This window comes from Azoarcus olearius (assembly GCF_001682385.1).
Taxonomy (GTDB): domain Bacteria; phylum Pseudomonadota; class Gammaproteobacteria; order Burkholderiales; family Rhodocyclaceae; genus Azoarcus; species Azoarcus olearius.
Window position 1 is genome coordinate 840,377 of sequence record NZ_CP016210.1, and the last position, 24,841, is coordinate 865,217.

At 68.9% G+C, this 24,841-nt stretch carries 24 protein-coding genes and 1 tRNA gene; 10 read left to right on the forward strand and 15 right to left on the reverse strand.

Features of this window, described 5'->3' with window-relative positions; genetic code table 11:
* Positions 1 to 23: 23 nt before the first annotated feature.
* Genes nadA through clsB form a run of 3 tightly spaced genes read left to right on the forward strand, consistent with a single transcriptional unit; the run spans position 24 to position 3,049 of the window.
* On the forward strand, positions 24 to 1,124 hold the full coding sequence (nadA, locus tag dqs_RS04005) for a quinolinate synthase NadA (protein ID WP_011764475.1): 1,101 nt from the start codon (positions 24 to 26) through the stop codon (positions 1,122 to 1,124).
* A gap of 21 nt (positions 1,125 to 1,145) precedes the next feature.
* The gene (locus dqs_RS04010) at positions 1,146 to 1,895 is read left to right on the forward strand and encodes an endonuclease/exonuclease/phosphatase family protein (RefSeq protein WP_011764476.1); all 750 of its coding nucleotides are present in this window, start codon (positions 1,146 to 1,148) and stop codon (positions 1,893 to 1,895) included.
* Positions 1,892 to 3,049 carry a cardiolipin synthase ClsB gene (clsB, locus tag dqs_RS04015; RefSeq protein WP_011764477.1) on the forward strand — a complete coding sequence of 386 codons (1,158 nt, stop codon included), beginning with the start codon at positions 1,892 to 1,894 and terminating at the stop codon, positions 3,047 to 3,049. The genes dqs_RS04010 and clsB overlap by 4 nt, the downstream gene beginning before the upstream one ends.
* 6 nt (positions 3,050 to 3,055) lie before the next feature.
* On the opposite strand, the gene dqs_RS04020 is transcribed toward clsB, so the two are convergent.
* Together dqs_RS04020 and gluQRS are read right to left on the reverse strand one after the other, a co-directional pair.
* Positions 3,056 to 3,565 carry a CoA-binding protein gene (locus dqs_RS04020; RefSeq protein WP_221405619.1) on the reverse strand — a complete coding sequence of 170 codons (510 nt, stop codon included), beginning with the start codon at positions 3,563 to 3,565 and terminating at the stop codon, positions 3,056 to 3,058.
* 10 nt (positions 3,566 to 3,575) lie between these two features.
* Positions 3,576 to 4,577: a tRNA glutamyl-Q(34) synthetase GluQRS gene (gene gluQRS, locus dqs_RS04025; RefSeq protein WP_418202060.1), complete on the reverse strand. Its 1,002-nt coding sequence runs from the start codon at positions 4,575 to 4,577 to the stop codon at positions 3,576 to 3,578.
* 113 nt (positions 4,578 to 4,690) lie between these two features.
* Here gluQRS and dqs_RS04030 point away from each other — a divergent pair, with 113 nt between their 5' ends.
* On the forward strand, positions 4,691 to 6,316 hold the full coding sequence (locus tag dqs_RS04030; RefSeq protein WP_065339735.1) for an ArnT family glycosyltransferase: 1,626 nt from the start codon (positions 4,691 to 4,693) through the stop codon (positions 6,314 to 6,316).
* 55 nt (positions 6,317 to 6,371) lie between these two features.
* Positions 6,372 to 7,652, forward strand: a complete 1,281-nt coding sequence (locus tag dqs_RS04035) for a sialidase family protein (protein WP_065339736.1) — start codon at positions 6,372 to 6,374, stop codon at positions 7,650 to 7,652.
* A gap of 493 nt (positions 7,653 to 8,145) precedes the next feature.
* On the opposite strand, the gene dqs_RS04040 is transcribed toward dqs_RS04035, so the two are convergent.
* Positions 8,146 to 9,066, reverse strand: a complete 921-nt coding sequence (locus dqs_RS04040) for a ChbG/HpnK family deacetylase (protein WP_011764482.1) — start codon at positions 9,064 to 9,066, stop codon at positions 8,146 to 8,148.
* A 97-nt stretch (positions 9,067 to 9,163) separates the two neighbouring features.
* On the opposite strand from dqs_RS04040, the gene dqs_RS04045 reads away from it, so the two are divergent.
* From dqs_RS04045 to dqs_RS04055, 3 genes are read left to right on the forward strand one after another with little or no spacing between them, the layout of a single operon-like run.
* Complete coding sequence (locus dqs_RS04045; protein ID WP_236778731.1) at positions 9,164 to 10,192, forward strand: glycosyltransferase family 2 protein; 1,029 nt, start codon at positions 9,164 to 9,166, stop codon at positions 10,190 to 10,192.
* The gene (locus tag dqs_RS04050) at positions 10,189 to 11,865 is read left to right on the forward strand and encodes a hypothetical protein (protein ID WP_065339737.1); all 1,677 of its coding nucleotides are present in this window, start codon (positions 10,189 to 10,191) and stop codon (positions 11,863 to 11,865) included. Before dqs_RS04045 ends, dqs_RS04050 begins: the two co-directional genes overlap by 4 nt.
* Positions 11,862 to 12,263: a GtrA family protein gene (locus dqs_RS04055; protein ID WP_065339738.1), complete on the forward strand. Its 402-nt coding sequence runs from the start codon at positions 11,862 to 11,864 to the stop codon at positions 12,261 to 12,263. Before dqs_RS04050 ends, dqs_RS04055 begins: the two co-directional genes overlap by 4 nt.
* A gap of 51 nt (positions 12,264 to 12,314) precedes the next feature.
* Here dqs_RS04055 and ychF read toward each other — a convergent pair whose 3' ends face one another.
* The 8 genes from ychF to dqs_RS04095 form a co-directional block, all read right to left on the reverse strand.
* Complete coding sequence (gene ychF, locus dqs_RS04060) at positions 12,315 to 13,406, reverse strand: redox-regulated ATPase YchF (RefSeq protein WP_011764486.1); 1,092 nt, start codon at positions 13,404 to 13,406, stop codon at positions 12,315 to 12,317.
* The gene (gene pth / locus dqs_RS04065; RefSeq protein ID WP_065339739.1) at positions 13,403 to 14,059 is read right to left on the reverse strand and encodes an aminoacyl-tRNA hydrolase; all 657 of its coding nucleotides are present in this window, start codon (positions 14,057 to 14,059) and stop codon (positions 13,403 to 13,405) included. Before pth ends, ychF begins: the two co-directional genes overlap by 4 nt.
* Before the next feature lie 39 nt (positions 14,060 to 14,098).
* Positions 14,099 to 14,701 carry a 50S ribosomal protein L25/general stress protein Ctc gene (locus dqs_RS04070; RefSeq protein WP_011764488.1) on the reverse strand — a complete coding sequence of 201 codons (603 nt, stop codon included), beginning with the start codon at positions 14,699 to 14,701 and terminating at the stop codon, positions 14,099 to 14,101.
* 81 nt (positions 14,702 to 14,782) lie between these two features.
* Complete coding sequence (locus dqs_RS04075; RefSeq protein ID WP_011764489.1) at positions 14,783 to 15,733, reverse strand: ribose-phosphate pyrophosphokinase; 951 nt, start codon at positions 15,731 to 15,733, stop codon at positions 14,783 to 14,785.
* Between the two features lie 79 nt (positions 15,734 to 15,812).
* Positions 15,813 to 15,889, reverse strand: a tRNA-Gln gene (locus tag dqs_RS04080).
* Between the two features lie 18 nt (positions 15,890 to 15,907).
* Positions 15,908 to 16,756: a 4-(cytidine 5'-diphospho)-2-C-methyl-D-erythritol kinase gene (gene ispE / locus dqs_RS04085; RefSeq protein WP_065339740.1), complete on the reverse strand. Its 849-nt coding sequence runs from the start codon at positions 16,754 to 16,756 to the stop codon at positions 15,908 to 15,910.
* Positions 16,753 to 17,334 (reverse strand): lipoprotein insertase outer membrane protein LolB, encoded by a 582-nt coding sequence (gene lolB / locus dqs_RS04090; protein WP_084018213.1) that lies wholly within the window; start codon positions 17,332 to 17,334, stop codon positions 16,753 to 16,755. The genes ispE and lolB overlap by 4 nt, the downstream gene beginning before the upstream one ends.
* A complete protein-coding gene (locus dqs_RS04095) occupies positions 17,331 to 19,046 on the reverse strand; it encodes a tetratricopeptide repeat protein (protein ID WP_065339742.1) in 1,716 nt (571 codons plus the stop codon). Before dqs_RS04095 ends, lolB begins: the two co-directional genes overlap by 4 nt.
* 152 nt (positions 19,047 to 19,198) lie before the next feature.
* Between dqs_RS04095 and mutM the strand changes: the two genes are divergently transcribed.
* Positions 19,199 to 20,017, forward strand: coding sequence for a bifunctional DNA-formamidopyrimidine glycosylase/DNA-(apurinic or apyrimidinic site) lyase (mutM, locus tag dqs_RS04100; RefSeq protein WP_011764493.1), 819 nt, complete (start codon positions 19,199 to 19,201; stop codon positions 20,015 to 20,017).
* Positions 20,018 to 20,140: 123 nt separating this feature from the next.
* Positions 20,141 to 22,108, forward strand: a complete 1,968-nt coding sequence (locus dqs_RS04105) for a dynamin family protein (RefSeq protein WP_065339743.1) — start codon at positions 20,141 to 20,143, stop codon at positions 22,106 to 22,108.
* A 67-nt stretch (positions 22,109 to 22,175) separates the two neighbouring features.
* Here the strand turns inward: dqs_RS04105 and dqs_RS04110 are convergent, their stop codons facing one another.
* From dqs_RS04110 to dqs_RS04125, 4 genes are read right to left on the reverse strand one after another with little or no spacing between them, the layout of a single operon-like run.
* The gene (locus dqs_RS04110) at positions 22,176 to 22,433 is read right to left on the reverse strand and encodes a YfhL family 4Fe-4S dicluster ferredoxin (RefSeq protein ID WP_011764495.1); all 258 of its coding nucleotides are present in this window, start codon (positions 22,431 to 22,433) and stop codon (positions 22,176 to 22,178) included.
* Between the two features lie 16 nt (positions 22,434 to 22,449).
* A complete protein-coding gene (gene coaD / locus dqs_RS04115; protein WP_011764496.1) occupies positions 22,450 to 22,941 on the reverse strand; it encodes a pantetheine-phosphate adenylyltransferase in 492 nt (163 codons plus the stop codon).
* Complete coding sequence (gene rsmD / locus dqs_RS04120; RefSeq protein WP_065339744.1) at positions 22,938 to 23,477, reverse strand: 16S rRNA (guanine(966)-N(2))-methyltransferase RsmD; 540 nt, start codon at positions 23,475 to 23,477, stop codon at positions 22,938 to 22,940. Before rsmD ends, coaD begins: the two co-directional genes overlap by 4 nt.
* Positions 23,474 to 24,826, reverse strand: coding sequence for a M16 family metallopeptidase (locus dqs_RS04125; protein WP_011764498.1), 1,353 nt, complete (start codon positions 24,824 to 24,826; stop codon positions 23,474 to 23,476). Before dqs_RS04125 ends, rsmD begins: the two co-directional genes overlap by 4 nt.
* Between the last annotated feature and the right edge of the window lie 15 nt (positions 24,827 to 24,841).

Here is a 24,841-nt window from a genome sequence, read left to right on the forward strand (position 1 = left end):
ATTCGCGACAGAGCCGACGCACCATGCAAGTTGCCACCATCAGTTTCGACCGTTTCAATGCACTGCAGGACACCGAGGCGCAGGAGCGCATCCGTGCCGCGCGCGCCCGACTGGGTGATCGCGCCGTGCTGCTGTGCCACCACTACCAGCGCGCCGATGTCTATCAGCACGCCGACCTCACCGGCGACTCGCTGAAGCTCGCCCGGCTGGCCTCGCAGACTGATGCCGAGTACATCGTTTTCTGCGGCGTGCATTTCATGGCCGAGGTGGCGGACATCCTGTCCAAGCCCAGCCAGATCGCCATCCTGCCGGACCTCGCGGCCGGCTGTTCGATGGCCGACATGGCCAATCTCGCCAAGGTGGAGCGCTGCTGGCGCGAACTGGGCGAGGTGCTGGACACGCCGGACGACCTGATCACCCCGGTCACGTACATCAACTCGGCGGCCGATCTCAAGGCCTTCTGCGGTGAGCACGGCGGCATCGTGTGCACGTCCACCAACGCGCCCACCATCCTCGACTGGGCCTTTGCGCAGCGCGAGAAGGTGCTGTTCTTCCCCGACCAGCACCTGGGCCGCTGGACCGGCTACAAGAAGGGCATCCCGCTCGAGCAGATGGTGGTATGGGACCCTGATCTCGAATACGGCGGCCTCACCCCGGAGCAGATCCGCAACGCCAAGGTGCTGTTGTGGAAGGGCCACTGTTCGGTGCACCAGATGTTCCAGGAAAGCCACATCCGCCGCTGGCGCATGCAGCATCCGGACGGGCTGGTCATCTCGCATCCGGAGAGCAGCCTGGAGGTGTGCCAGAACTCCGACTTCGTCGGCTCCACCGAATACATCATCAAGACGATCGCGGCCGCGCCCGCCAATACCCGCTGGCTGGTGGGCACGGAACTGAACCTGGTGAACCGGCTGGCCGAGGAAATGAAACCGGAAGGCAAGATCGTCCAGTTCATGGCGCCCACCGTCTGCATGTGCTCCACCATGCAGCGCATCGATCCGCAACACCTCGCGTGGACGCTGGAAAACCTGGCCGAGGGCAACGTGGTGAACCGCATCCAGGTGCCGGCGCACGAGGCCGAACTCGCGCGCGTGGCGCTCGATCGTATGCTGGCGGTGTCCTGACCATGTAAAGCGGAGGCGGCGATGGGCTTGCGGATCTGCACCTACAACATCCACAAGGGCTTTTCGCAGTTCAACCGGCGCATGGTGGTGCACGACCTCCGCGAGCGCCTGCGCAGTCTCGACGTCGATCTCGTCTTTCTGCAGGAGGTGCAGGGCCTGCACCTGCGCCATTCGCGCCGCCACGCCGACTGGCCGGCGCACCCGCAGTACGAGTTTCTCGCCGAGGACGTGTGGCATCAGACCGCCTACGGCGGCAACGCGGTGTACGACCACGGCCACCACGGCAACGCCATCCTCAGCCGCCACGCCATCCTGTCGTCGGACAACCAGGACGTCTCCGACCACCGCTTCGAACGCCGCGGGCTGCTCCACTGCGAGGTGCAGCTGCCCGGGGAGGACACCGTGGTCCATTGCGTCTGTGTGCACCTCGGCCTGATGGCGGGCAGCCGCCGCCGTCAGATGGAGGCGCTGGCCGAGCGGATGGAGCGGCTCGCGCCCGACGGCGCGCCGTTGATCATCGCCGGCGACTTCAACGACTGGCGCAACCACGCCGATTCGGTGCTGTGCCGGCGGCTCGGCCTCGTGGAGGCCTTCGGCGCGGGCAGCGTGCGTCCGCCGCGCAGCTTTCCGAGCGCGCTGCCGCTGTTCCGGCTCGACCGCATCTATGTGCGCGGTTTCCAGGTCCGCCGCGCCGAAGTCCATTACGGCGAGCCCTGGTCGCGCATCTCGGATCACGCCGCGCTCACCGCCGACCTGGAGCTTGTGCATTGACGGTGCTGGTCGAAGGCAACGCGATCGCGCTGCTGGAGAACGGTCTGCAGTACTTCCCGGCGCTGGAAGCGGAGATCGACAGCGCCCGGCACGAGATCTTCCTCGAAACCTACATCTTCAGCCGTGACGTGGTCGGGCGCCGCATTGCCGCGGCGCTGGTGCGTGCAGCCGCGCGCGGCGTGCGCGTGCGGGTGCTGGTCGATGGCTTCGGCGGGCGCGAGTTCGTTCGCGACCTGATGCCGGGGCTGCTCGCCGACGGCGTCGAGGTGCTGATCTTCCGCCGCGAACTGCGGCTCACCTCGCTGCGGCGCCATCGGCTGCGGCGCATGCACCGCAAGATCGCGTTGATCGACGCGCGCGTGGCCTTCGTCGGCGGCATCAACATCACCGACGACTTCGAACTGTCCGGCCCGCCGCATCCCCGCTACGACTACGCCGTGCGGGTGGAGGGGCCGCTGCTCGCGGAGATCGCCGAGGCGGTGCACCGCCTGTGGCGGCTGGTGTCGTGGGCCAGCCTGCAGCGCCGGCTGCAGGAGGCGATGCGCCTGCCGCGGCGCGGTCCACCGGCGGGCGGGCTGCGCGCGGCGTTTCTGGTGCGCGACAACCTGCGTCACCGGCGCGACATCGAGGACGCCTACCTTGCCGCGATCGGGCGGGCACGCGAGGAGATCGTGATCGCCAACGCGTACTTCTTCCCCGGGCGGCAGTTCCGCCAGGCCCTGCTGGAGGCCGCCGCGCGCGGGGTGCGGGTCACGCTGGTGCTGCAGGGGCTGGCCGACCACCCGGTGCTCGCTCACGCCACGCGTGCGCTCTATCCGCACTTCCTGCAGCGCGGCATCCGCCTTTTCGAGTACCACCGCAGCTATCTGCACGCCAAGGTGGCCGTGGTGGACCGGCGCTGGGCCACGGTGGGGTCGAGCAACATCGACCCGTTCAGCCTGTGGCTGGCGCGCGAGGCCAACGTGGTGGTGGAAGATGCGGGCTTCGCCGGATCGCTGCACCGCAGTCTGGAGTCCGCAGTGCAGGAGGGCGCGCGCGAACTGCATCGCGAAGACTGGCGGCGCCAGCGGACCTTGCGGCGGGTTGCGAGCTGGCTGGCCTACCAGGCCGTACGCCTCGCGATCGGCATCGCGGGCTACGGCGGGCGGCACTGAGGGGGATCAGGCGCCCGGTCGCGGCAGGCTGCGTCCGGCACGCTTGGCCGAAATCACGCCGGTATTGACGCCCACCCAGTTGAGCCCGCCAAAGAGGCGGGCGAATTCGATCTTCACGCAGCGGTCCATCACCACATCCAGCCCGCCCGCCTGCGCCTTCGCTGCGGCTTCGGGGTGGATGACACCCAGCTGCAGCCAGAGCGTGCGGGCGCCGATCGCGATCGCGTCATCGACGATCGCCGGCACTTCCTCGGCGCGGCGAAACACATCGACCATGTCGACTGGCTCCGGAATCGCGCGCAGGCTGGGGTAGCACTTCTCGCCCAGCACCTCCTCGTAGGCGGGATTGACCGGAATGATGCGGTAGCCGCGGGTCTGCATGTACTTGGCGGCAAAGTAGCTCGGCCGGTTCCAGTTGGCCGACAGGCCCACCACGGCGATGCTGCGGGTCTGCTGCAGAACGCGGCGCAGGCCGGCGATGTCGTCGATGAACTGTCCTTGCGGGGTGGCTGGCATGTGTGGGTCCTCAGGCTGGAGCCGGCGCGTGGCGCTGGCGGGGCACGCCGGCAAGGCGCCAGTGCATGCGCGCCCATGCCCATACCTCCGCCGGCGTGGCGCGCGCGAGTTCTGGCGGGGGATTCTGGCCGAGAAAGGCCAGCGCCGCCAGCAGCGCGGGCGCCGGAGCGGCGGGATCGAGCGCGAGCGCGTGGGTCTGCTTCGACAGCTTCTCGCCGGCGGCGTTGGTGGCCACGGGCACATGGGCATGCGCCGGCGCCGCACTGCCCAGCAGGCGGTGGAGATGGGTCTGGCGCGCGGTGGAATCGAGCAGGTCGGCACCGCGCACGACGTGGGTGACGCCGGCTGCGGCATCGTCCACCACGACCGCGAGCTGGTAGGCGAACAACCCGTCTGCGCGCCGCACCACATAGTCGCCGCAGTCGCGTGCGAGATCCTCCTCCTGCCAGCCCTGTACGCCGTCTTCGAAGCGCACCACGCCTTCCGCCCGCACCCGCCAGGCGCGCGCGCCGCGCCCTGGGGCGAGGCCGTTGCGGCAGGTGCCCGGGTAGCGGCGCGAGCCGTCGCGGGCAAGCGGTGCGGCGGCGAGTTCGGCGCGCGTGCAACCGCAGGGAAAGGCGTACCCGCTGCTGCGCAGGTGTTCGAGCGCCGCTTCGTAGGCTGCGGTGCGCGTACTCTGGTACACCACCTCCCCGTCCCACCGGAAGCCGAAACGGTCGAGCGTGGCGAGGATGTCCGCGGCTGCGCCAGGCACACAGCGCGGCGCGTCCACATCCTCGATGCGCAGCAGCCAGCGCCCGTCGTGGGCCTGGGCCTCCAGCCAGCTCGCGGCAGCGGCAACGAGCGAGCCGAAATGCAGGGGGCCGGTGGGGGAGGGCGCAAAGCGGCCGACATGGCGCGCGGGCGCCGGCGGAACGGGACGCGGGACGGGAGCGGTATCGGCGGCGGTCATCGGCAGGCGGCCAGCGGACGGCGGGGCCCGCGTGCTGCGGGCGCCGGGTTGGCGCCGCATGATAGCATTCGCCGCCGCCTGCCCGGCTGCGCGCCGGTCCGCCCTCGCGGCGCACTCATCGAGAGCGCAGCGGCCCTCCCTTCACCCTGTTTTCTTCTGCCAGACGCCGCGCCGTGCGACTCGATTCCCGATCCGTTCTTGCCTGCTACCTGCTGCTCGCCGTCGCCTACGTCGGCGGTCTGATGGTGCCGCTGATGAACAACGACTCCGCGCACCACGCGGGGATTGCGCTCCACATGCATCTGAGCGGCGACTATCTCAGCCTGGTGACTCAGGGCGAGAACTACCTCGACAAGCCTCACCTGCTGTTCTGGCTGGCGGCGCTCGGCTTCAAGGTGTTCGGCGTCAATACCTTCGCCTACAAGCTGCCTTCGCTGCTGTTTTCGGTGCTGGCGGTGTATTCGACCGCGCGCCTGGCTGCGCTGTTGTATTCCCCCGCGGCCGGACGCCTGGCAGGCCTGGTGCTGGCCAGCGCGCTCGCTTTCGTCCTGGCCAACAACGACGTCCGCATGGACGCGCTGCTGACCGGTGCGATCGCGTTCTCGATCTGGCAACTCGCGGAATTCGTCGCCCGCCCGCGCTGGCGCAATCTGGCGCTCGCGGCGCTCGGCCTCGCGCTCGGCTTTTCCACCAAAGGCATGATCGGCGTGGCGATGCCCTTGATCGCGGTCTTCCTGCACCTGCTCTATCGGCGCGACTGGCAGCGCCTGTTCGACCCGCGCTGGCTGGTGCTGGGAGTGCTGACCCTGCTGCTGGCGTCGCCGGTGCTCTACGCCTATCACCACCAGTTCGGTGCCGACGGGGTGCGCTTCATCCTGTGGTCGCAGAACTTCGAGCGTCTGGCCGGCGAGCGTTTCGGCAACGCCGGCGCGCAGGATCCGCTGTTCTTCGTCCACACCTTCCTGTGGGCCTTCCTGCCGTGGTCCCTGCTCGCGCTCGCGGCGTTGTGGGCGCACGGGCGGCGGGTGGTGGCCGCGCGGCTGCGGCCGCAGGCGGGGGGCGAGCTGCTCACGCTCGGCACGCTGGTGGTGCTGTTCGCGATCATTTCGGCGTCGCGCTTCAAGCTGCCGCACTATCTCAACATCCTGCTGCCCTTGTTCGCCGTGCAACTCGCGGGCTGGCTGGCGCCGCGGCTTGACGCCGAGGCCGGCCGCGGGCTGCGCGTCGCACAGTGGGTGGCCGGGGCGCTGCTGGTGACGATCGCACTGGCGTTGAATGGGTGGGTCTTCCCGCTGACGTCGCCAGTCGTCGTGCTCGGCGCCGCGGCACTGGCGACGGCGGGCGCGGTGCTGGCGTTCCGGCGCCGTGGGGTTGCCCGGGTCGTGGTGGCGACGGTGGCGGTCGCCGCGGTGTTCAATTTCCTGCTCAACTTCAACTTCTACCCGCGCCTGCTGGGCTATCAGGCGGGAAACCAGCTGGCTGCCGCAGCGCGCGAGCTGGCGCTTCCGGTCGATCAGATCGCCTACCTGGATGGCTACGGCCGCGCCAACAGCTTCGATTTCTACACCGCGCGGCTGACGCCGTCGGTGCCGCTTGCGCAGCTGCAGCGCGGTGAGGGCCCGCGCTATCTCTACACCTCGGCGGGCGGGCGCGACGCCCTGACCGCAGCCGGGGTGCGGTATGAAGTGCTGGCGAGCAACCCCGATTTCCGCATCACCCGCCTCAACGCGCAGTTCCTCGATCCCGCCCGCCGGCCCAAGACCTTGACCGAACATGTGCTGTTGAAGGTGGGCGAATGAGCACCGATACCTCTGCCCGCGCAGCGGAGTCGCGCGCTGCCCTCAGGGAGGTTCAATGATCAGCGTTCGCCGCTTCGGCTTCATTGCGATTGCAGCGCTCACCGCGTGGGCCGCGCTGCCCGGCTTCAACCCGGCGCCGGCTCCGCGCTTCGTGGCCCCGCCCGCGGCCGCGACGGCTGCTTCCCCGGGGGCGTCGCCGCTGTTTGCCAGCGCAATCGTCAATCTGCCCGACCCGCCGCGCGTGCATGCGGCGTCGGTGGCGGTGCTCCCCGATGGCCGGCTGTTCGCCACATGGTTCGGCGGGGAGCGCGAAGGCGGCACCGAGGTGAAGGTCTATGCCGCCACCCGCAACCCGGGCGAGGCCGGCTGGGGGCGCCAGCACGCCATCGCCACGCCGGAACAGACCTCGGCCGATGTCGGGCGCCTGGTCCGCAAGATGGGCAACCCGGTGGCCTTCGTCACGCCGCACGGCGAGTTGTGGGTGGTGTACGTCAGCGTCACGCTCGGCGGCTGGGCCACCAGCCACCTCAACCTGCTGCGCTCGCCCGATCTCGGCGCAACCTGGCTGCCGGCGCGCCGGCTTGCCGCCACGCCCTTCTTCAACCTCAGCACGCTGGTGAAGGGCTTTCCGGTGTTCTTCGACAACGGCGATGTCGGGCTGCCGGTGTATCACGAGATGGCGGGCAAGTTTGCCGAATTGCTGGTGTTGTCGGATGAAGGCGAGGTGCGGCGCAAGGTGCGCATGGACCACGGCCGGCGCTCCCTGCAGCCGGTGGTGCTGGTGGAGGACGAGCAGCGTGCGGTGGCCTTGATGCGCTATGGCGGTGAGCACGGGCCGTTCCGCGCCTGGCGCAGCGAAACCGCCGACGGCGGGCGAAGCTGGTCGGCAGTGGAGCCGACCACGCTCGCCAATCCCAACTCCGCCCTGGCTGCGCTACGCCTGGATGATGGACGCCTGCTCGCGGTTGCCAACGACACCGAGGACGAACGGCTGCGCCTGTCCCTGCTGGTGAGCGAGGACGGCGGCCGCAACTGGCGGTCGATCCACCGCTTCGAGGACAAGCAGGATTTCGCCGGCCACGAAGCCGGGGGCGAGGTCTTCCGCGCCCGGTTGGAAGCCGACGTGGCCGACCTGGGGCCCGGGCCGGCGGCCGCCGACCTCGTGCGCGTGGCCGAGCGCAACCTGTGCCGCAACCAGGGCGCCTGCGGCTGGCAGTACGACTATCCCTACCTCGTCCGCGCCGCCGACGGCGACTTCCATCTCGTCTACACCTGGAACCGTTCCTTCGTGCGCCACATTCAGTTCAATCGTGCCTGGCTGGAGGGCAAGCTGTGATCGCGACCGTGCTCGCAACACTCGCCTGGGCACTGGCTTTGACGCTGTGCGTACCGGGCCTGCACGGGCGTCCGCGGCGAGCCCTCGCGGTGCTCGCGGTGTTCGCCGCGCTGCTGCACCTGCCGCTGGGCGGCGGCGCGCTGGCGGCGCTGCGCGGTGCGTTCGCCGATCCCGCGCTGACCACGCTGGTTGTGCTCGCGGCGCTGCTGCAGGCGCGCGCGTGTCCGGCCGCAACACGCCGCTTCCCGCTGCGGGAGCGGCACCTGGTGGCGGCCCTGGGGGCCGTGGTCGGCGTGCTGTTCTATCCGCCCGCGCTCGGCTTCGGCCCGGTCGATCCCTACCTGTGGGGTTACGGCGGCGCGGTGTTGCCGCTGTGCGCAGGTGCGCTGGCGCTGCTGGCCTGGGCGGGCGAATGCCGGGTGCTGGCGGCGGCCATCGCGGCCGCGCTCGCGGGATGGCGCGCGCAGGTGCTTGAAACGCCCAATCTGTGGGACTACCTGATCGACCCGCTGCTGGCGCTCGGCGGGCTATTGGCGCTGCTCTCCATCGCGGCGAATTCGGCGTACCGCGCGATGCGCAGGCCGGCTTCCGCCAGGTCGGCCGGGAACGCCGCCGACGCGAGGTAGGCGAGTTCCGCCTCGCGCGGCGTCGTCAGACTGTCGCACGCGCGCAGCTCGGCATCGACCCGGCCGGGGTGCACATGGACCAGCGGGCGCGGCCCCGGCAACGCCAGAAAGCGGCGCATCTTGGCGCCGAAGGGCTGGGGCGAGGCGAAGTCGTGCAGCCCCGAAAAGCCGTCGTTGGCCGGAATGCCTGCGGTGCGCAGCAGGCGCCGCAACGGCCGTCCCAGGCTGGCGAGAAACAGCGCCTTCGGGGTGGCCACCCCGCGCCGCACGCAGCGTGCGGGCGCTTCCACGCAGTCGCGCACCCAGACCCGGCCAAGCGGGTAGCGGCGCGCCACCTCATCCACCACGGCCTCGCGCACACCGGCAAACAGATGCACGTGCTGGTGGCCGTCGATGTAGTCCGGCGGTGCGCCCCACGCATCCTCGAACGCATCGAGCTGGGCGCGTAACTCGTCGCGCACCGCGGCGCGCGGCAGTCCGCCCGCAAGCGACTGGCGCAGCACCCGGCCGAGCGGCGGCAGGCGGCCGTGGTCGGCCAGTCCGCGTGCCGGCGTGGCCGCGTGATGGTCGGTGAGCGTGAGGTGAAGGCCGACATCGGCCGCCTGGCGTGCCACGACCGCGCGCAATTCGGGCGCGGCGCGGCGCCAGTCGGGCAGCGTGCTCATGCAACTTGTGGCCGATAGCCGCCCGGCTTCGATCAGTTGCGCGATGGCGGTGCTGACGCCCGCCGCGATGCCGTAGTCGTCGGCACACACGACGACCGGGTGAAAATCAAAAAACGCTGTCATAGCAATTGCTTGTAACCGATTCGGGGTCAACGCGCGAGGGGTTTGTGCCGTTTACGCTGCATCCCTCCCGAACCACCCATTAGAGGTTGCAGGCACCGTGTCCCGTCCCGATCTTCACCTGGCGCTGGCCCAGCCGGCCGCCGTCGAACCCGCTCCCGCGCGCGGGCGTATCGCGGTGCTGTCCATCGTCATTCCCTTGTATAACGAAAGTGGGTCGCTGGGCTTGCTCCACCAGCGCCTGGGCACAGTGCTCGACACGCTGGGCCTGAGCGTGGAACGGCGCGAACTGGTGTTCGTCGACGACGGCAGCCGCGACACGACGTTTGCCGAGGTCGCGATGCTGCGGGCGGTCGATCCCTGCGTGCGTGCGATCCGCTTCGCGCGCAACTTCGGCAAGGAGGCGGCGATGGCCGCGGGCCTGCGCGCGGCGACCGGCGACGTCGTGATCCTGATGGACGGCGACCTCCAGCACCCGCCGGAGCTGATCCCGGAGATGGTGCGGCGGTGGCAGCAGGGGGCCGACATGGTCACCGCGGTCCGCCGCTCGCGCGATACCGATCCCTGGCTGCGGCGCCAGCTGTCGCAGGCGTTCTACGGCCTGTTCAAGCGTGTGTCCGAGGTGGCGCTGGCCGAGGGCGGTGGCGACTTCCGTCTGTTCGACCGCAAGGTGGTAGCGGCAATCAACAGCCTGCCCGAGCGCACGCGCTTCATGAAAGGCATCACGAGCTGGGTCGGCTTCCGGCAGGTCGAGGTCGATTTCGACCCCGAGGAGCGCGCCGCGGGTGCGTCCGCGTGGTCGATGCTGCGGCTGCTGCGCTATGCGGTCGATGGCCTGTCGACCTTCAGCACGCTGCCGCTGCGTGTGTGGTCGCTGGTGGGCATGGCGATGGCCGCGATTTCCGGCCTTTACGGCACCTGGCTGGTCGTCCGCACCGCGATCTGGGGCATCGACGTGCCGGGCTACGCCTCGATCATGGTCGCGGTGCTGTTCCTGTCCGGCATCCAGCTGATCAGCCTCGGCGTGCTCGGCGAGTACGTCGGGCGCATCTTCACCGAGGTCAAGGCGCGGCCGCTGTTCCTGGTGGCGGAGCGCATCGGTTTCGACGAGCCGGCAGAGCGCGGGTGAGTCGCGGCGGAGAAGCGAGGGGCGCTGCGCTCGCAGCGCCCGCCGGCGCGTGGTCGTCCGCGCGGCTGGCGCGGTTGCTGTCGGTGGCGCTGTTCGGGGCGCTGGTCGCCTACGTGCTCGCCAGTTTCCGCCAGCACGGCATCAGCAACGACGAGGAGGTCCAGCACGTCTACGGTCGCCTGCTGGTCGATTTCTACGGCTCGGGCTTCGCCGACCGCAGTGCCTTCGCGTACAAGAACCTCTACCTGTACGGCGGCCTCTTTGACCTGATCGCGGCGGGGCTGGAGCGCGTGGTGCCGATGAACGTGTGGGACCTGCGCCACCTGCTGTCCGCGGCCTTCGGCATCCTGGGCATGGCCGGCACCTGGCTGCTGACCCGCCGTGTTGCCGCACTCGCGTTCGGCCCGGAGGATGCGCGCGCGGAGTGGGCCGGTTTCCTCGCGCTGCTGCTGTTGGGCCTCACCGGGGCGTGGTCCGGCGCACTGTTCACGCATACCAAGGACGTGCCGTTTGCAACCGCGATGGTGTGGTCGCTGTACTTCACGGTCGTGGTGCTGCAACAGCTGCCACGGCCGGGGTTGGCAACCCTGGTTGGTCTCGGGGTCGCCTTCGGCTGCGCTTTCGGTCTGCGCGTCGGCGCGGTGTTCGCGGTGTTCTATCTGGGTACGGGGATGCTGCTTGCGGCGTGGCTGGCCGCCCCGGACGTGCGCGGGCGCAGCGTCTTCCTGCTGCGTTCGCTGCGGCGCCTGCTGCCCGCGGTCGTGCTCGCGGTGGCGCTGATGGGGCTGTTCTGGCCGTGGTCGGTGATGGCGCCCGGCAACCTCTACACCGCGATGACGACCTTCTCGCACTTCTCCTTCCAGCTCGACACGATACTGGCAGGCGTGGTGATGCAGAACGGCGACGCACCCGCGACCTATCTCTCCCGATACCTGCTGGTACGGCTGCCGGAGCTGTTCCTGCTGGGGCTCGCGCTGGCGCTGCTTGCGGGCCTGCGCACCGTCCCGCGCCTGAGCGAATCCGGGTCCTACCGCCGCGCTGCGGTGCCGTGGCTGCCGGTGGTGCTGGCGGCGCTGTTCCCGCTCGGCTACACGCTGCTGGCGGCGCCGCCGCTGTACAACGGCATCCGCCATTTCACCTTCCTGCTGCCGCCTTTCGCAGTGGTCGCCGCCATCGGCCTGGTGTCGGCCTGGGTGCGTGCGGCGCGCTGGCCGCGTGCGCGTCTTGCGGGCGCCGTTGCGTGCGCGGTGATGGCGGCGGCCCATCTGACCACGCTGGTGCGGCTGCATCCCTACGAGTACGTCGCCTACAACGGCCTCGCCGGGGGGCTGCGCGGCACCGTGGAGCGCTGGGAGCAGGACTACTGGGCGCTCAGCCTGCGCGAACTCACGACCGACCTGGAGGCGCTGGTCAGCGCCGAGGGACGGGCGCCGGCGCATCCCTATCGTGTCGCGGTGTGCGCGGAGTCGCTGCAGGCCGCCGCGTGGCTGGACGAGCGCTTCGAGGTGACACGCGACTGGCGCGTCGCGGATTTCTTCCTGTCACCCACGCACATGGATTGCGATACCGCGTCGAAGGGTCCGGTCGTCGCGGAAGTGGTGCGCGAGGGCGTGGTGCTCGGCGTGCTGCGTGACCGCCGCATGCTGGTCGGCGAGGAGCGGGCACCGCGATGAGCGCCGTCCATTTCGCCCGCTTCCTCCGCTTCGCCACCGTCGGGGCGGTGGGCACTCTGGCGCACTACGCGCTGCTGCTGGCGCTCGTCGAGGGGGGCGGGGCGGACCCGGTCGTGGGCTCGGTCGCAGGCTTCGTGCTCGGCGCGCTGGTCAACTACGGGCTCAACCGCAAACTGGTGTTCGCGTCCGAGCGCGCCCACACCGAGGCCTTGCCGCGCTTCTTCGCGGTGGCGGGGTTGGGCCTGGTGTGGAACGCGTTGCTGATGCGGCTGCTGGTGCATGCGTTGGGCATGCAGTATCTGCTCGCCCAGGTGCTGACGACCGCGCTGCTGATGATCTGGCACTACGGCGCCAACGCGCTGTGGACCTTCGGCGCACGCCCCCCGGCCGGAGAATGAAAAACGCCCCGCCGGCGGTACCGGCGGGGCGGGGGCGGGAAGGGGCGGCGGTCAGACGTTGAACAGGAAGTTCAGCACGTCGCCGTCCTTCACCACGTAGTCCTTGCCTTCCGCGCGCATCTTGCCCGCTTCCTTGGCGCCGGCCTCGCCCTTGAAGGCGATGAAGTCGTCGAAAGCGATCGTCTGCGCGCGGATGAAGCCGCGCTCGAAGTCGGTGTGGATCACCCCGGCGGCCTGCGGCGCGGTGTCGCCGACGTGGATGGTCCAGGCGCGTACTTCCTTCACCCCGGCGGTGAAGTAGGTCTGCAGGCCGAGCAGCTTGTAGCCGGCTCGGATCAGGCGGTCGAGGCCGGGCTCTTCGAGGCCCATGGATTCCAGGAAGTCCTTCTTGTCGGCGTCGTCCAGGTCGGCGATCTCGGCTTCGATGGCGGCGCACAGCGCGACCACCTCGGCGCCCTCTGCGGCGGCGTGGGCGCGCACCGCATCCAGGTGCGGATTGTTCTCGAAGCCGTCCTCGGCCACGTTGGCGGCGTACAGCACCGGCTTCTGCGTGATCAGGCAGAACTGCTTGATGCTCGCCAGCTCTTCCCTGGAGAGGTCGAGCGCACGCACCGGCTTGCCGGTGTCGAGCTGGGCGAAACACTTTTCGAGCACGGCGACCAGCACCTTGGCGTCCTTGTCGCCGGCGGCGGCAGGGCGCTTGTAGCGATTGAGCGCCTTCTCCACCGTGGCCATGTCGGCCAGTGCGAGTTCGGTGTCGATGACCTCGATGTCGCGGATCGGATCGACGCTGCCGGACACATGCACCACGTTGTCGTCGGCAAAGCAGCGCACCACGTGCACGATCGCGTCGGTCTCGCGGATGTTGGCGAGGAACTGGTTGCCGAGGCCTTCACCCTTGGAGGCACCCGCGACCAGACCGGCGATGTCGACGAACTCGACGATGGCGGGCTGGATCTTCTGCGGCTTGACGATCTCGGACAGCGCCGCGAGACGCGGGTCCGGCACCTCGACGATGCCGACGTTGGGCTCGATCGTGCAGAAGGGGTAGTTCGCCGCTTCGATACCGGCCTTGGTGAGGGCGTTGAACAGGGTCGACTTGCCGACGTTGGGCAGGCCGACGATTCCGCATTTCAGGCTCATGGCTGGGATTCGTCCTTGGGTTGGTCGGCCGCGGCGGGCGGGGGCGCCTTCGGGGCCTTGGGCGGTTTGGGGGGCGCCGGGCGGGCGTTGAGCCGCTGGGTGGCGGTGTTCCAGTCGCCCTTGGCGAGCGTGGGCCAGGCGGCGAGCGCGCGATCGAGACTTTCGTCGATCAGCGTCTGTTCCTCGCGGCGGGCGGGCTTGAGCACGAAGTTCACCACCTCGTTGCGGTCGCCCGGGTGGCCGATGCCGACGCGCAGGCGCCAGTAGTCGTTGGTGCCCAGATGGGCGGAGGTGTCCTTGAGGCCGTTGTGGCCGCCGAGACCGCCGCCGAACTTCAGCCGCAGCTGGCCGGGCGGGATGTCGAGTTCGTCGTGCACCACCAGGATTTCGGCCGGTGCGATGCGGTAGAAGCGCGCCAGTGCGCCGATTGCCTGGCCGGAGCGGTTCATGTAGGTCTGCGGCATCAGCAGCCAGACCCCGGCCTCGCGCGCGTTGGCGACCAGGCCGTGAAAACGGGATTCGTGCGAGAAGCGTACGCCGAGCGTGTCGGCGAGCCGCTCACAAAACCAAAACCCGGCGTTGTGCCGGGTTTCGGAATATTCGGCGCCCGGATTGCCGAGACCGACGACGAGACGCGGAGGTGCGGCGCTCATCAGGTGTCGGTCTCCGGCATTGCGGGCGGGAAGCGGGCCTTAGGCCGCTTCGCCTTCGCCTTCGGCGGCAGCCGCGCCACGGGTGGTCTGGGCCGAGGCCACCACCGGGTCGCCTTCGCCGTGGTGGACGGCTTCGACGCCGGCCGGCAGCTTGAGCTGGGACACGTGGATCGACTGGCCGGCTTCGAGCGCGGCGAGGTCGACTTCGATGAACTCAGGCAGCGAGGACGGCAGGCACTGGACGTCGAGTTCGGTCATGACGTGGGCGATGATGTTGCCGCCGAGCTTGACCGCGGGGGCGTTGTCGCCGTTCACGAAGTGCAGCGGCACCTTCAGGTGCAGCTTCTGCGAAGCGTCGACGCGCTGGAAGTCGATGTGCAGCACTTGCTGCTTGTAGGCGTGCCACTGGGTGTCACGCAGCACCACGGTTTCCTTGGCGCCTTCGACGTTGATCGACAGCACGGAGGCGTGGAAGGCTTCCTTCTTCAGCAGGTGGTACAGCTCGTTGTGGTCGAGCGTGATCGGCTGGGCATCCTTGCCGGCACCGTAGATGATGCCCGGCACTTGAGCGGCGCGACGCAGGCGGCGGCTCGCACTCGATCCCTGTCCTTCGCGCTTGGTAGCGTTGAATTCGATGGTCATGTTGAAAAACTCCTGGTTGAAGAACCTTCGCCCGCGACCAGGCGAAGATGGAAAAACCGCGGCTGGGCCGCGGTTCGAAACTTATTCCATGAACAGCGAGGAAACCGATTCCTCGTTGCTGATCCGCAGCACCGTGTCGGCCAGCAGCGAGGCGACCGAGACTTGGCGGATGCGCGAGCTGGCCTTGGCGTCGTCGCGCAGCGGGATGGTGTCGGTGACGACGAGTTCGTCGAGTTCGGAGTCGTTGATGCGCGACACCGCGGCGCCGGACAGCACCGCGTGGGTACAGTAGGCGAGCACGCGCTTGGCGCCGTGTTCCTTGAGCGCGCTGGCGGCCTTGCACAGCGTGCCGGCGGTATCGACGATGTCGTCCATGATCACACAGGTGCGGCCGTCCACCTCACCAATGATGTTCATGACTTCGGACACGTTGGCTTTCGGGCGGCGCTTGTCGATGATCGCCAGGTCGCATTCCATGCGCTTGGCGAAGGCGCGCGCACGCACCACGCCGCCGACGTCCGGCGACACCACCATCAGGTCGTCGTACTTCTGCTTGTCGAGGTCGGCCAGCAGCACCGGTGCGGCATAGACGTTATCGACCGGGATGTCGAAGAAGCCCTGGATCTGGTCGGCGTGCAGGTCCATCGTCAGCACGCGCTGAACGCCGACGGCCTGCAGCATGTTGGCGACGACCTTGGCCGTGATCGGTACCCGCGCCGAGCGCGGGCGGCGGTCCTGGCGGGCGTAGCCGAAGTAGGGGATGGCGGCGGTGATGCGGCCGGCGGAGGCGCGCTTCAGCGCGTCGACCAGCACCAGCAGTTCCATCAGGTTTTCGTTGGTGGGCGCACAGGTCGGCTGCAGGATGAAGACGTCCTTGCCGCGGACGTTTTCGAGCAGTTCGACGTTGACCTCGCCGTCGGAGAAGCGGCCCACCGTGACCGAACCGAGGGAGATGCCCAGGCGACGCGCCACGTCGGCAGCGAGCTTGGGATTGGCGTTGCCGGTGAAGACCATCAGGCTGCCGTAGGGCATGACCGAATCTCCGATGCCGAAAGAATGAAACCGTAGTCAAAAACAACACGGGCAGGCCCGTGGCCTGCCCGTCGTCGTTTGGCTGGGGAGGAAGGATTCGAACCCTCGAATGCCGGAATCAAAATCCGGTGCCTTAACCGACTTGGCGACTCCCCAAGAAACCTTTTTCGTCAGCTAGTCGAGCAAACCGTACAACGGATGCCGCGCCAGGCTTTTCGCCTTCCAGGCTTTCCAGCGTGCGGGACAGAGGCTGACGATTTCGTCTGCTTCGATTTCCGAAGCCACCTCGGCAAACACGCATGCGCCTGAGCCGGTCATCCGCGCTGGTGCGTAGTGCTCCAGCCAGTTTATTGCCCGTCCTACTTCCGGATATCGACTACAGGCCGTTGCTTGTAAGTCGTTTCGGGTAGGGCTCGCTGCGAAGTCCGCTATTCTGATTGGGGGTGTATCCCGAGTCAAGCCCTTTGCTGAAAAAATCTCGGCGGTGGGCACGCTGACCTCTGGTGACAGCACCACATACACGGCTGCAGGCAGCGCCAGCGGCTGGAAGGCTTCGCCCACGCCCTCGGCAAAGGCGTCGCGGCCATAGATGAAGAACGGAACGTCAGCGCCGAGCGCGAGCCCGAGCTGTTGCAGGTCGGCGCGGGTGAGGCCGGTCTGCCACAGATGGTTGAGCGCAATCAGTGTGGTCGCGGCGTCCGAACTGCCACCGCCGACGCCCCCTCCCATTGGTAATACCTTGTGCAGCGTGATGTCCGCACCGAGCGGCGTGCCTGTGGCCTGCTGCAGGCGGCGCGCGGCGCGCACGACCAGATCGTCGTCCTCGGCGACGCCGGCCACCTGGTTGGTGCGGCGGATGAGGCCGTCGTCGCGCACGCGGAAGTCCAGGCGGTCGCCCCAGTCGAGCAGCCGGAATGCGGTCTGCAGCAGGTGGTAGCCGTCGTCGCGGCGTCCGACGACATGCAGGAACAGGTTCAGCTTGGCCGGCGCGGGGCAGCCGGCGAGGACACCGCTGTTGGTCATTGCAGCAGCTCCCACTGGTCGATGATCAGCCGGATGCGTGCGTCGCCGCGGGAGACTTCTACCCGGGTGGGGAGTGTGCGGGCGCGCGTATCCGGATACTCGAGATAATCGACGCGCCAGCCCTGATCGATCACCAGCGCCGGGCGGCCCGCCGCGTCCAGTTCGCGCACTTCGGCGCCCGGCGGCGGCGCGGCCTGCACCCAGTGCGCCAGGCGCGAAACCGGCACGCCAAAGCCGAACACGCGCGGCATCAGGGCCTCGGCGTTTTCCGCCTGGTAGCGCTGGCCGTCGCTGGTCAGCAGCTCGGCGCCGGTCGGCGAACTGATCAGGCGCGCGGCAATCTGCCCCAGTGGCGAATAGACGGTCACCTCGTCGCCCGCGGCGTCGTGCTGCCATTCGATCCGTCCGCTGGCGCCCTGATTGCCGTCGCTGGCGGACATCCGGCCGCCGAGGAAAAACTGCGCGCTGACTTCGCGGAGTACCGCGCGTTCGGCGCGCGGCGTCGGCGTGGCGCAGGCGGACAGCAGTGCGCCCGCGACGCAGGCCAGCGCCGCGAGGAATCGGCGAGCCGGCCTCATGGCTTGCGCAGGCGCACGGCGGTGTCGCGCAGCACGGTGTTGTCGGGATGGGCGCGCAAGGCTTCGTCGAACAGCCGGTTGGCGTCCTCGCGGCGGTCCAGGCGCCACAGCACTTCGCCCAGGTGGGCGGCAATCTCGGGGTCCGCGCGGATGCCGTAGGCCCGTTGCAGGTGTGTGGCGGCATCCTGCAGGTGGCCCTGGCGGAAACGCACCCAACCGAGACTGTCGAGAATGAAGGGGTCTTCGGGCGAGAGTTCGAGTGCGCGCTCGATCAGCTGCTGCGCTTCCTCCAGGCGTTGACCGCGGTCCGCCAGCGAGTAACCGAGCGCGTTGTAGGCGTGGGCGTGGTCCGGGGCGAGCGCGATGACCTTGCGCAGCCGGCCTTCCATCACTTCCATGCGGTCCAGCCGTTCGGCCAGCATGGCCGATTCGTAGAGCAGGTCGGTGTCGTCCGGTGCGCCGCGCAATGCCTGGTCCACGACCTGCAGCGCTTCCGCACTCCGGTCCGCATCGCGCAGCAACTGGGCTTCGGCCAGGATGAAGCGGCGGCGCGCGTCCTCGTCGCCGCCTTCCTCGCGCAGGATGCGGCGTGCCTCGTCCAGCTTGCCGTCCTTTGCGAGTGCTTGTGCCAGGCGTATCCGCGCCTCGCCGAAATGACGCCCGGGGCCGACCTGTTCGTACCAGCGCCGCGCGCCCGCGGGGTCGCCGCGCTTGTCGGCGAGCTGACCCAGGTTGATCCGGATTGCGTCGGCTTCCGGGTGGCCGGCTTCGAGCGCGCGGGAGAACAGCGCTTCGGCGGCCGCGTCGTCATCGAGTTGCTGCGCGAGCAGCGCGTTGGCGTACATCAGGTCGCGGTCGTCCGGGGCGGCGTCGAGCAGGCGGCGGAACTCGCCGCGGGCGGCCTCGAACTGGCGCGCACCGACCAGCGCCCGGGCGTGGGCGAGGCGCAGCGAGGTGCTGTCGGGGGTGCGTTCGAGCTGGCGCGCCAGCAAGGCGGCCGCTTCTTCGTGCGCGCCGGCCTGCTGCAGCAGCTGCGCCTTGAACAGGATGCCCGGCTCCCAATCGGCACGCAGGTTCAGGGCGCGGTCGATCTCGGCCGCTGCCTCCATGGCGTTGTCCGCCAGGATGGCGGCCTGCGCGCGCGCGAAGTGCGCCTCGGGTTGCTCGAGATAGGGTTCGGTGAGGCGCCACACCAGGTCCCGCGTCAGTTGCTTGTCCTGCACGCGCGTGAGCGCGCGGTTGAGGCCCATCAGGTTCTGCGCGAGGTGCTCGGGGTTTTGCGCCAGCGCCCGCGCCAGCTGGATCTGGATCTCGTCGAGCCGGCTTTCGCGCCCCGTCGCGACCGTGTCGAGGATGCGCCGTGCTTCTTCCGACTGCGGCGAAATCTCGGCCCAGAGCCGGGCCGCCTGGGTGGCGGCTTCGGCGTTGCGCGAGAACAGCGCGATTTCGGTCGCGCGGCGGGCGATGCGGGGATCCCGGGTGCTGCGGGCCAGTTCAAGGTAGAGCCGGGTGGACAGGCCGATCTGGCCGCGGGCGCCGGCGATTTCGGCGAGCAGGAACTGGTACAGCACATTGGGGCTGAGTTCCTGGTTGGGCAGCGACTCACGGGAGTCGCGCGCCGGGGCCTGAGCACTCGCGGGAAGGGCGCCGAACAGCGTGGCGGCGACGGCCAGCGCCGCGCTTGCGGCGAATCGCGAAGGAGAGCATTTCATGCGTGTAGTCCGGTGGACGGTGGCGCGCCCGGGATGGGTCCGGGCGGGATGTCGGCCATTGGAGGGGTGTTCTAGAATTCCGTTCGCCTCATGGTAGGTACTTTGCAAGGCGCCCCGCAAGTCGGTGCGCGCCGAGTCGATCCGGAGTCCCGATGCCCGAACTGCCCGAAGTGGAAACCACCTGCCGCGGCGTGCGCCCTCATGTCGAAGGTCGGCGCCTGAGCGCGGTCGTGGTGCGAAACCCGCGGCTGCGCGTGCCGGTGCCGGACAACCTTGCCCAGCTCGCCGCGGGCCAGGTGCTCGCCAGCGTGTCGCGGCGGGCGAAGTACCTGTTGCTCGATTTCGATCGCGGCGGGCTTGTCGTGCATCTCGGCATGTCGGGCAGTCTGCGGGTGGTCGCGGCGGGGGAGCCGGCCGGCAAGCACGACCATCTCGACCTGGTGTTCGGCGAGACTTCGCTGCGGCTGCGCGACCCGCGGCGTTTCGGCATGGTGCTCTGGCAGGAGGGCGGCGCCGTCGCCCACCCGCTGCTGGCCGGGCTGGGGCCGGAGCCGCTGGACGACGCGTTCGATGCGCGCTACTGGGTGGCCGCGACCCGCGGCCTGCGGGCCCCCATCAAGCATGTGCTGATGGATGGCCGGCGGGTGGTCGGCGTGGGCAACATCTACGCCTCCGAAAGCCTGTTCCGGTCGCGTATCCATCCGCTGGAGCCGGCGGGTGCGATCGGGCCGCAGCGCGCGGCGCGGCTGGTGCTGGCGGTGAAGGAAACGCTAACCGAAGCGATCGCCGCGGGCGGCAGCACCCTGCGCGATTTCGTCGGCGGCGACGGCCGGCCCGGATACTTCCAGCAGCAGTATTTCGCTTACGACCGTGAAGGCGAAGCCTGCCGCGTGTGCGGCAGCGTCATCCGCCGCTTCGTCAGCGGCCAGCGCGCGACCTTCTTCTGTCCGCGCTGCCAGCGCCGCGCCTGAATAGCGACGGCGATGCCGGCCGCTGCCCGCGGTCCGACCGACGGCGTGGAAGCCGGTCGCGAAGGGCGCTATGCTGACGGTGTTTTTTGCCGCAGAAAATGCATGTGGAATCGGGGGTGTGGAATGAATCTCGTTGACCAGTTTTCCGCCTACAGCCGGTGGCGTACCGGCGCCAGCGACGCGATCTCGCGCCTGCGCAGCTGGCTGACCCGCAACGAGGTCGGCGATGCCCACGGCGATCTGCGGCTGCAGTACCTGCTCGACCGCCTGCGCGACGACCGCCTGACGGTGGCCTTCGTGGCGGAGTTCTCGCGCGGCAAGTCCGAGCTGATCAACGCGATCTTCTTTTCCGACTTCGGCGATCGCATCCTGCCGTCCAGCGCAGGGCGCACCACGATGTGCCCGACAGAACTGCAATGGCAGGCCGGCGCGCGCCCCGAACTTCGCCTGCTGCCGATCCGTACGCGCGCGCTCCAGGCGCCCGTGGGCGAACTCAAGCATGCCGACGACCATTGGTCGATCACGCCGCTGAAGGCGGACTCCGCGACCGAGCTGCAGGAAGCGTTGGCGCGCGTGGGTGAAACCGAGCGCGTCGGGCAGGCCGAAGCCGAGCAGTTGGGCTTCAAGGTCGACCCCTCCGGCGAGGAAGGCCTGAAGCCCGGCGGCGATGGCCTGGTCGAGATTCCGCGCTGGCGCCACGCGGTCATCCAGTTTCCGCATCCGCTGCTCGAACAGGGTCTGGTGGTGCTCGATACCCCGGGGCTGAACGCGATCGGCGCGGAGCCGGAGCTGACCCTGTCGATGCTGCCCAATGCGCACGCGGTGCTGTTCATCCTCGCCGCGGATACCGGCGTCACCCACAGCGACCTCGCGGTGTGGCGGCATTACGTGCATGCGGGGGCGGGCGGCCAGAAGGGGCGCCTCGTCGTACTCAACAAGATCGACGGCCTGTGGGACGGCCTGCGCGACCAGGCGCGGATCGACGCCGAACTGGATCGGCAGGTGGCCAATGTCGCCGAAACCCTGGAGATCGAGCCGGCGACGGTATTTCCGGTGTCGGCGCAGAAGGGGCTGGTGGCACGGGTGACCCGCGATGCCGCGCTGCTTGAACGCAGCCGCCTGCCGCTGCTCGAACGTGCGCTGACCGAGGACCTGCTGCCCACCAAGCAGGACATCGTGCGTGACAACACGCTGGGCGAAACCACCGAGCTGGTCGACCAGACGCGCGCGCTGCTGCAGGCACGGCTGGACGGCGTGCGCGAGCAGTTGCAGGAACTGACCGACCTGCGCGGCAAGAACCAGAGCGTCATCGAGTACATGATGCGCAAGATCCGCGCGGAAAAGGACGAGTTTGAAGAGGGGCTGCAGAAGTACTACGCGGTGCGCTCGGTGTTTTCGACCATGACCAATACGCTGCTGGCGCACCTCGGGCTGGATACCTTGCGCGATGAAACCCGGCGTACCCGGGAGGCGATGCTCGAGTCCACCTTCTCGCGTGGCCTGAGCGAGGCGATGGAGGGCTTCTTCGCCAATCTGCGCGCGAATCTGCAGCGCTCGACCGAGGACATCGGCGAAATCAGCCGCATGCTCGAGGCCATGTACAAGCGCTTCAGCGTGGAACACGGCCTCAAGCTGAACGCGCCCGAAGCGTTTTCCACGCTTCGCTACGAGCAGGAACTCGACCGCCTCGAAAAGGGCTTCAACCGCCAGATCAACAACACCTTCACTCTCGTCACCACCGAGAAGCACACGCTGACACAGAAGTTCTTCGAAACCGTCGCGCTGCAGGCGCGTCGGACCTTCGAACTGGCCAATCGCGATGTCGAGCAGTGGCTGCGCGCGGTGATGTCGCCGCTGGAAACCCAGGTGCGCGAGTATCAGCTGCAGCTCAAGCGCCGCCTGGACAGCGTGAAGCGCATCCATCAGGCCACCGACACGCTGGAGGACCGCGTGGAGGAGTTGCGCCAGGCCGAGGCCGGGGTGCAGGCGCTGATGGACGAACTGGCCGGGATCGAGGCGGGTATCGCGGACGCGCTCGGCGTGCCGCTGCGTCAGGCTCCGGCGCCGCAGGCGCTCGAGCGGGTTGCCTGACGCACGATCCGGAAACGACAAGGGCGAGCCCGCGGGCTCGCCCTTGTCGTTTTCGGCCAGCCGGAAATCAGGCCTTGGCCGCGGCGCTGAGCTTGAGGAACTTCTGCATCAGCTGGTCCTTGGTTTCCTGGTGATCCGGGTCGTGCGGGATACAGTCCACCGGGCACACCTGCTGGCACTGCGGCTCATCGAAGTGGCCGACGCACTCGGTGCACTTGTTCGGGTCGATCTGGTAGATCTCGTCGCCCTGGGAAATGGCGCCGTTCGGGCATTCGGGTTCACAGACGTCGCAGTTGATGCATTCGTCGGTAATGATCAGTGACATGTTTGTCGCTTCCTTGCTATCGCTTTGAACTTACTTTCTGCTGCAGTTGCGTCAGTACGCTCGGTTGAACGAACTTGCTGACGTCGCCGCCGAGGCGGGCGATTTCCCTCACCATCGTCGCAGAGATGAACATGTACTCCTCCGCGGGCGTGAGGAATACGGTTTCGACGTCCGGAAAAAGTTTCCGGTTCATGCCCGCCATCTGGAACTCGTACTCGAAGTCCGACACCGCCCGCAGGCCGCGCAGGATAACCCGGCCATTCTGGGCGCGCAGGAAATCCATCAGCAGCCCGTCGAAGCCCGCGACGCGGACATTCGGAAAGGGTTTGACGACCTCGCGTGCGATCTCCACGCGTTCTTCGAGCGTGAAGATCGGCGCCTTGCCACGGCTCTCGGCCACGCCGACCACGACCTGATCGAACAGCAGCGAGGCCCGTCGTACGAGGTCCTCGTGCCCGCGGGTGAAGGGATCGAAGGTCCCCGGGTAGATCGCGACCCCATCCCTCATTCGTCTGCCCTCTGCATCAGGTGGTAATGGACCAGGCCGGCGTGCCCCTGCTTGAGCGTCTGCCACTTGCCCAGCCGGTCGAGCGGCGTTTCAGCTTCTGCGTAGAGCCAGCCGTCCTTGTCGAGCACGCGGTCGAGCCAGGGTTCCACGCGGTCGAGCCAGCCCTGATGGTAGGGTGGGTCGAGAAATACCACGTCGAACCTGGCCGTCGTGTTCTGCAGGAATCTTACCGCATCGCCGCGCACGATCTCTACCTGCGAGGCCTGAAGGGTTATTGCGGCCTTGTGCAGTGCGTCGAGCGCACGCGGGTTCTGCTCCACCAGGGTGACCGCCTCGGCCCCGCGCGATGCGGCTTCGAAGCCGAGAATGCCGGTGCCGGCGAAGAGGTCCAGGCAGCGCAGCCCGTCCAGGCGTTGCCCCAGCCAGTTGAACAGCGTTTCGCGTACGCGGTCGGGGGTGGGGCGCAGGCCCTCAACCGCGGCGACATCGAGCAGGCGGGAACGCCAGGTCCCGCCCACGATACGGACCCGGCTCACCGTGCCGCGGCCTTGGCCTGGGTATCGCCATCGCCGCCGGCCACCACGGTCACCATGTGCTCGGGACGCACTCGCCGCGCGAAGGCGTCGCGAACCTGCTCCGCAGTCACGGCCTCCACCTTGCGCGGATAGGTGTCGAGCCAGTCCAGCGGCAGGCGGTAGAAGCCGATCATGGCGACGTGGTCGAGGATCTTCCGGTTCGAGTCGAGCCGCAGGCCGAAGCCGTTGATCAGGTTGTCCTTCGCGCTTTTCAGTTCCGCCGCGGTGGGGCCTTCGGCGATGAAGCCCGCGAGCGTGCGGCGCACCACGTCCAGCGCCTCGCCGGCCTGGCTGCCGCGTGTCTGCAGGCCGATCTGGAAGATGCCGGCGACCTGCTGCGGCACGAAATAGCTATAGACGCTGTACGCGAAGCCGCGCTTCTCGCGGACTTCAGAGGTCAGGCGGGAGACGAAGCCGCCACCGCCCAGGGTGTAGTTGCCGACCAGCAGCGGAAAGTAGTCCGGGTCCTGGCGCGACATGCCGGGTTGTCCGACGAGGATGTGAGCCTGGGCGGACGGATGCGGAATGTGGGTTTCGCCGGCCGTGGGCAGCGCGGGGGGAGGCAGCGGCGCCGGCGGCGCGGTGCGGGGCAGGCCCTCGGTGAGCCGCAGCGCGATCTGCTCGGCGGTCGCGCGGTCGACGTCGCCGACGATGGCGATCGAGGCCCCGGTGGCGGCGTAGTAGCGGCGGTGAAAGGCGACCAGGTCTTCGCGGCTGACCGCGGCCAGCGACTCTTCGGTGACGTTGGTGCCGTAGGGGTGGTTGGGATAGACCGCCGCATTGAAGCGGCGCGCGGCGAGCGTGGCCGGGCGCGTCAGCGATTCGCGCAGTCCGGCGATCGCGCGGGCCCGCTCCCGCTCCAGCACCTGGGCGGGAAAGACCGGACGCGCGAGCAGCTCGGCGGCCAGCGCCACCGCGGCGTCACGCTCGCGGGCCGACGACAGGCTGCGGACCGACAGGCTGCTGCGGTCGAGGTCCGTGCTGCCGCCGATCTGGGCACCGATATCGGCGCTGCGGTCGGCGATCGCCTGTTCGTCGAGCGTGGCGGTGCCGGCGTCGAGCAGGCTGCGCACCAGGCTGGCGAGTCCGGCCTTGGCCGCCGGGTCGGCTGCACTGCCGGCGGCAAAGTCGATCTGCACATCCACCATGGGCAGCGCATGGTTCTCGACGAAGAGCACGCGGGCGCCGGCGGCGGTGTTCCATTGCTCGATGCGCGGCGCGGCGAGGGCAGTGTGGGCTACGGCGAGCAGGAGCACGCCGAGCAGGAAGGCAAACGGACGGGGGAGCGGACGCGGAAGTGTCGTTGTCATGGTCAGGCTCGCGGT

Coding starts and splice junctions, on each gene's coding strand:
- nadA (WP_011764475.1), top strand. CDS start 24: ATGCAAGTTGCCACCATCAGTTTCGACCGTTTCAATGCACTGCAGGAC.
- dqs_RS04010 (WP_011764476.1), top strand. CDS start 1,146: ATGGGCTTGCGGATCTGCACCTACAACATCCACAAGGGCTTTTCGCAG.
- dqs_RS04020 (WP_221405619.1), bottom strand. CDS start 3,565: ATGCCAGCCACCCCGCAAGGACAGTTCATCGACGACATCGCCGGCCTG.
- gluQRS (WP_418202060.1), bottom strand. CDS start 4,577: ATGCGGCGCCAACCCGGCGCCCGCAGCACGCGGGCCCCGCCGTCCGCT.
- dqs_RS04035 (WP_065339736.1), top strand. CDS start 6,372: ATGATCAGCGTTCGCCGCTTCGGCTTCATTGCGATTGCAGCGCTCACC.
- dqs_RS04040 (WP_011764482.1), bottom strand. CDS start 9,066: ATGACAGCGTTTTTTGATTTTCACCCGGTCGTCGTGTGTGCCGACGAC.
- dqs_RS04055 (WP_065339738.1), top strand. CDS start 11,862: ATGAGCGCCGTCCATTTCGCCCGCTTCCTCCGCTTCGCCACCGTCGGG.
- ychF (WP_011764486.1), bottom strand. CDS start 13,406: ATGAGCCTGAAATGCGGAATCGTCGGCCTGCCCAACGTCGGCAAGTCG.
- pth (WP_065339739.1), bottom strand. CDS start 14,059: ATGAGCGCCGCACCTCCGCGTCTCGTCGTCGGTCTCGGCAATCCGGGC.
- dqs_RS04070 (WP_011764488.1), bottom strand. CDS start 14,701: ATGACCATCGAATTCAACGCTACCAAGCGCGAAGGACAGGGATCGAGT.
- dqs_RS04075 (WP_011764489.1), bottom strand. CDS start 15,733: ATGCCCTACGGCAGCCTGATGGTCTTCACCGGCAACGCCAATCCCAAG.
- ispE (WP_065339740.1), bottom strand. CDS start 16,756: ATGACCAACAGCGGTGTCCTCGCCGGCTGCCCCGCGCCGGCCAAGCTG.
- lolB (WP_084018213.1), bottom strand. CDS start 17,334: ATGAGGCCGGCTCGCCGATTCCTCGCGGCGCTGGCCTGCGTCGCGGGC.
- dqs_RS04095 (WP_065339742.1), bottom strand. CDS start 19,046: ATGAAATGCTCTCCTTCGCGATTCGCCGCAAGCGCGGCGCTGGCCGTC.
- mutM (WP_011764493.1), top strand. CDS start 19,199: ATGCCCGAACTGCCCGAAGTGGAAACCACCTGCCGCGGCGTGCGCCCT.
- dqs_RS04105 (WP_065339743.1), top strand. CDS start 20,141: ATGAATCTCGTTGACCAGTTTTCCGCCTACAGCCGGTGGCGTACCGGC.
- dqs_RS04110 (WP_011764495.1), bottom strand. CDS start 22,433: ATGTCACTGATCATTACCGACGAATGCATCAACTGCGACGTCTGTGAA.
- coaD (WP_011764496.1), bottom strand. CDS start 22,941: ATGAGGGATGGGGTCGCGATCTACCCGGGGACCTTCGATCCCTTCACC.
- dqs_RS04125 (WP_011764498.1), bottom strand. CDS start 24,826: ATGACAACGACACTTCCGCGTCCGCTCCCCCGTCCGTTTGCCTTCCTG.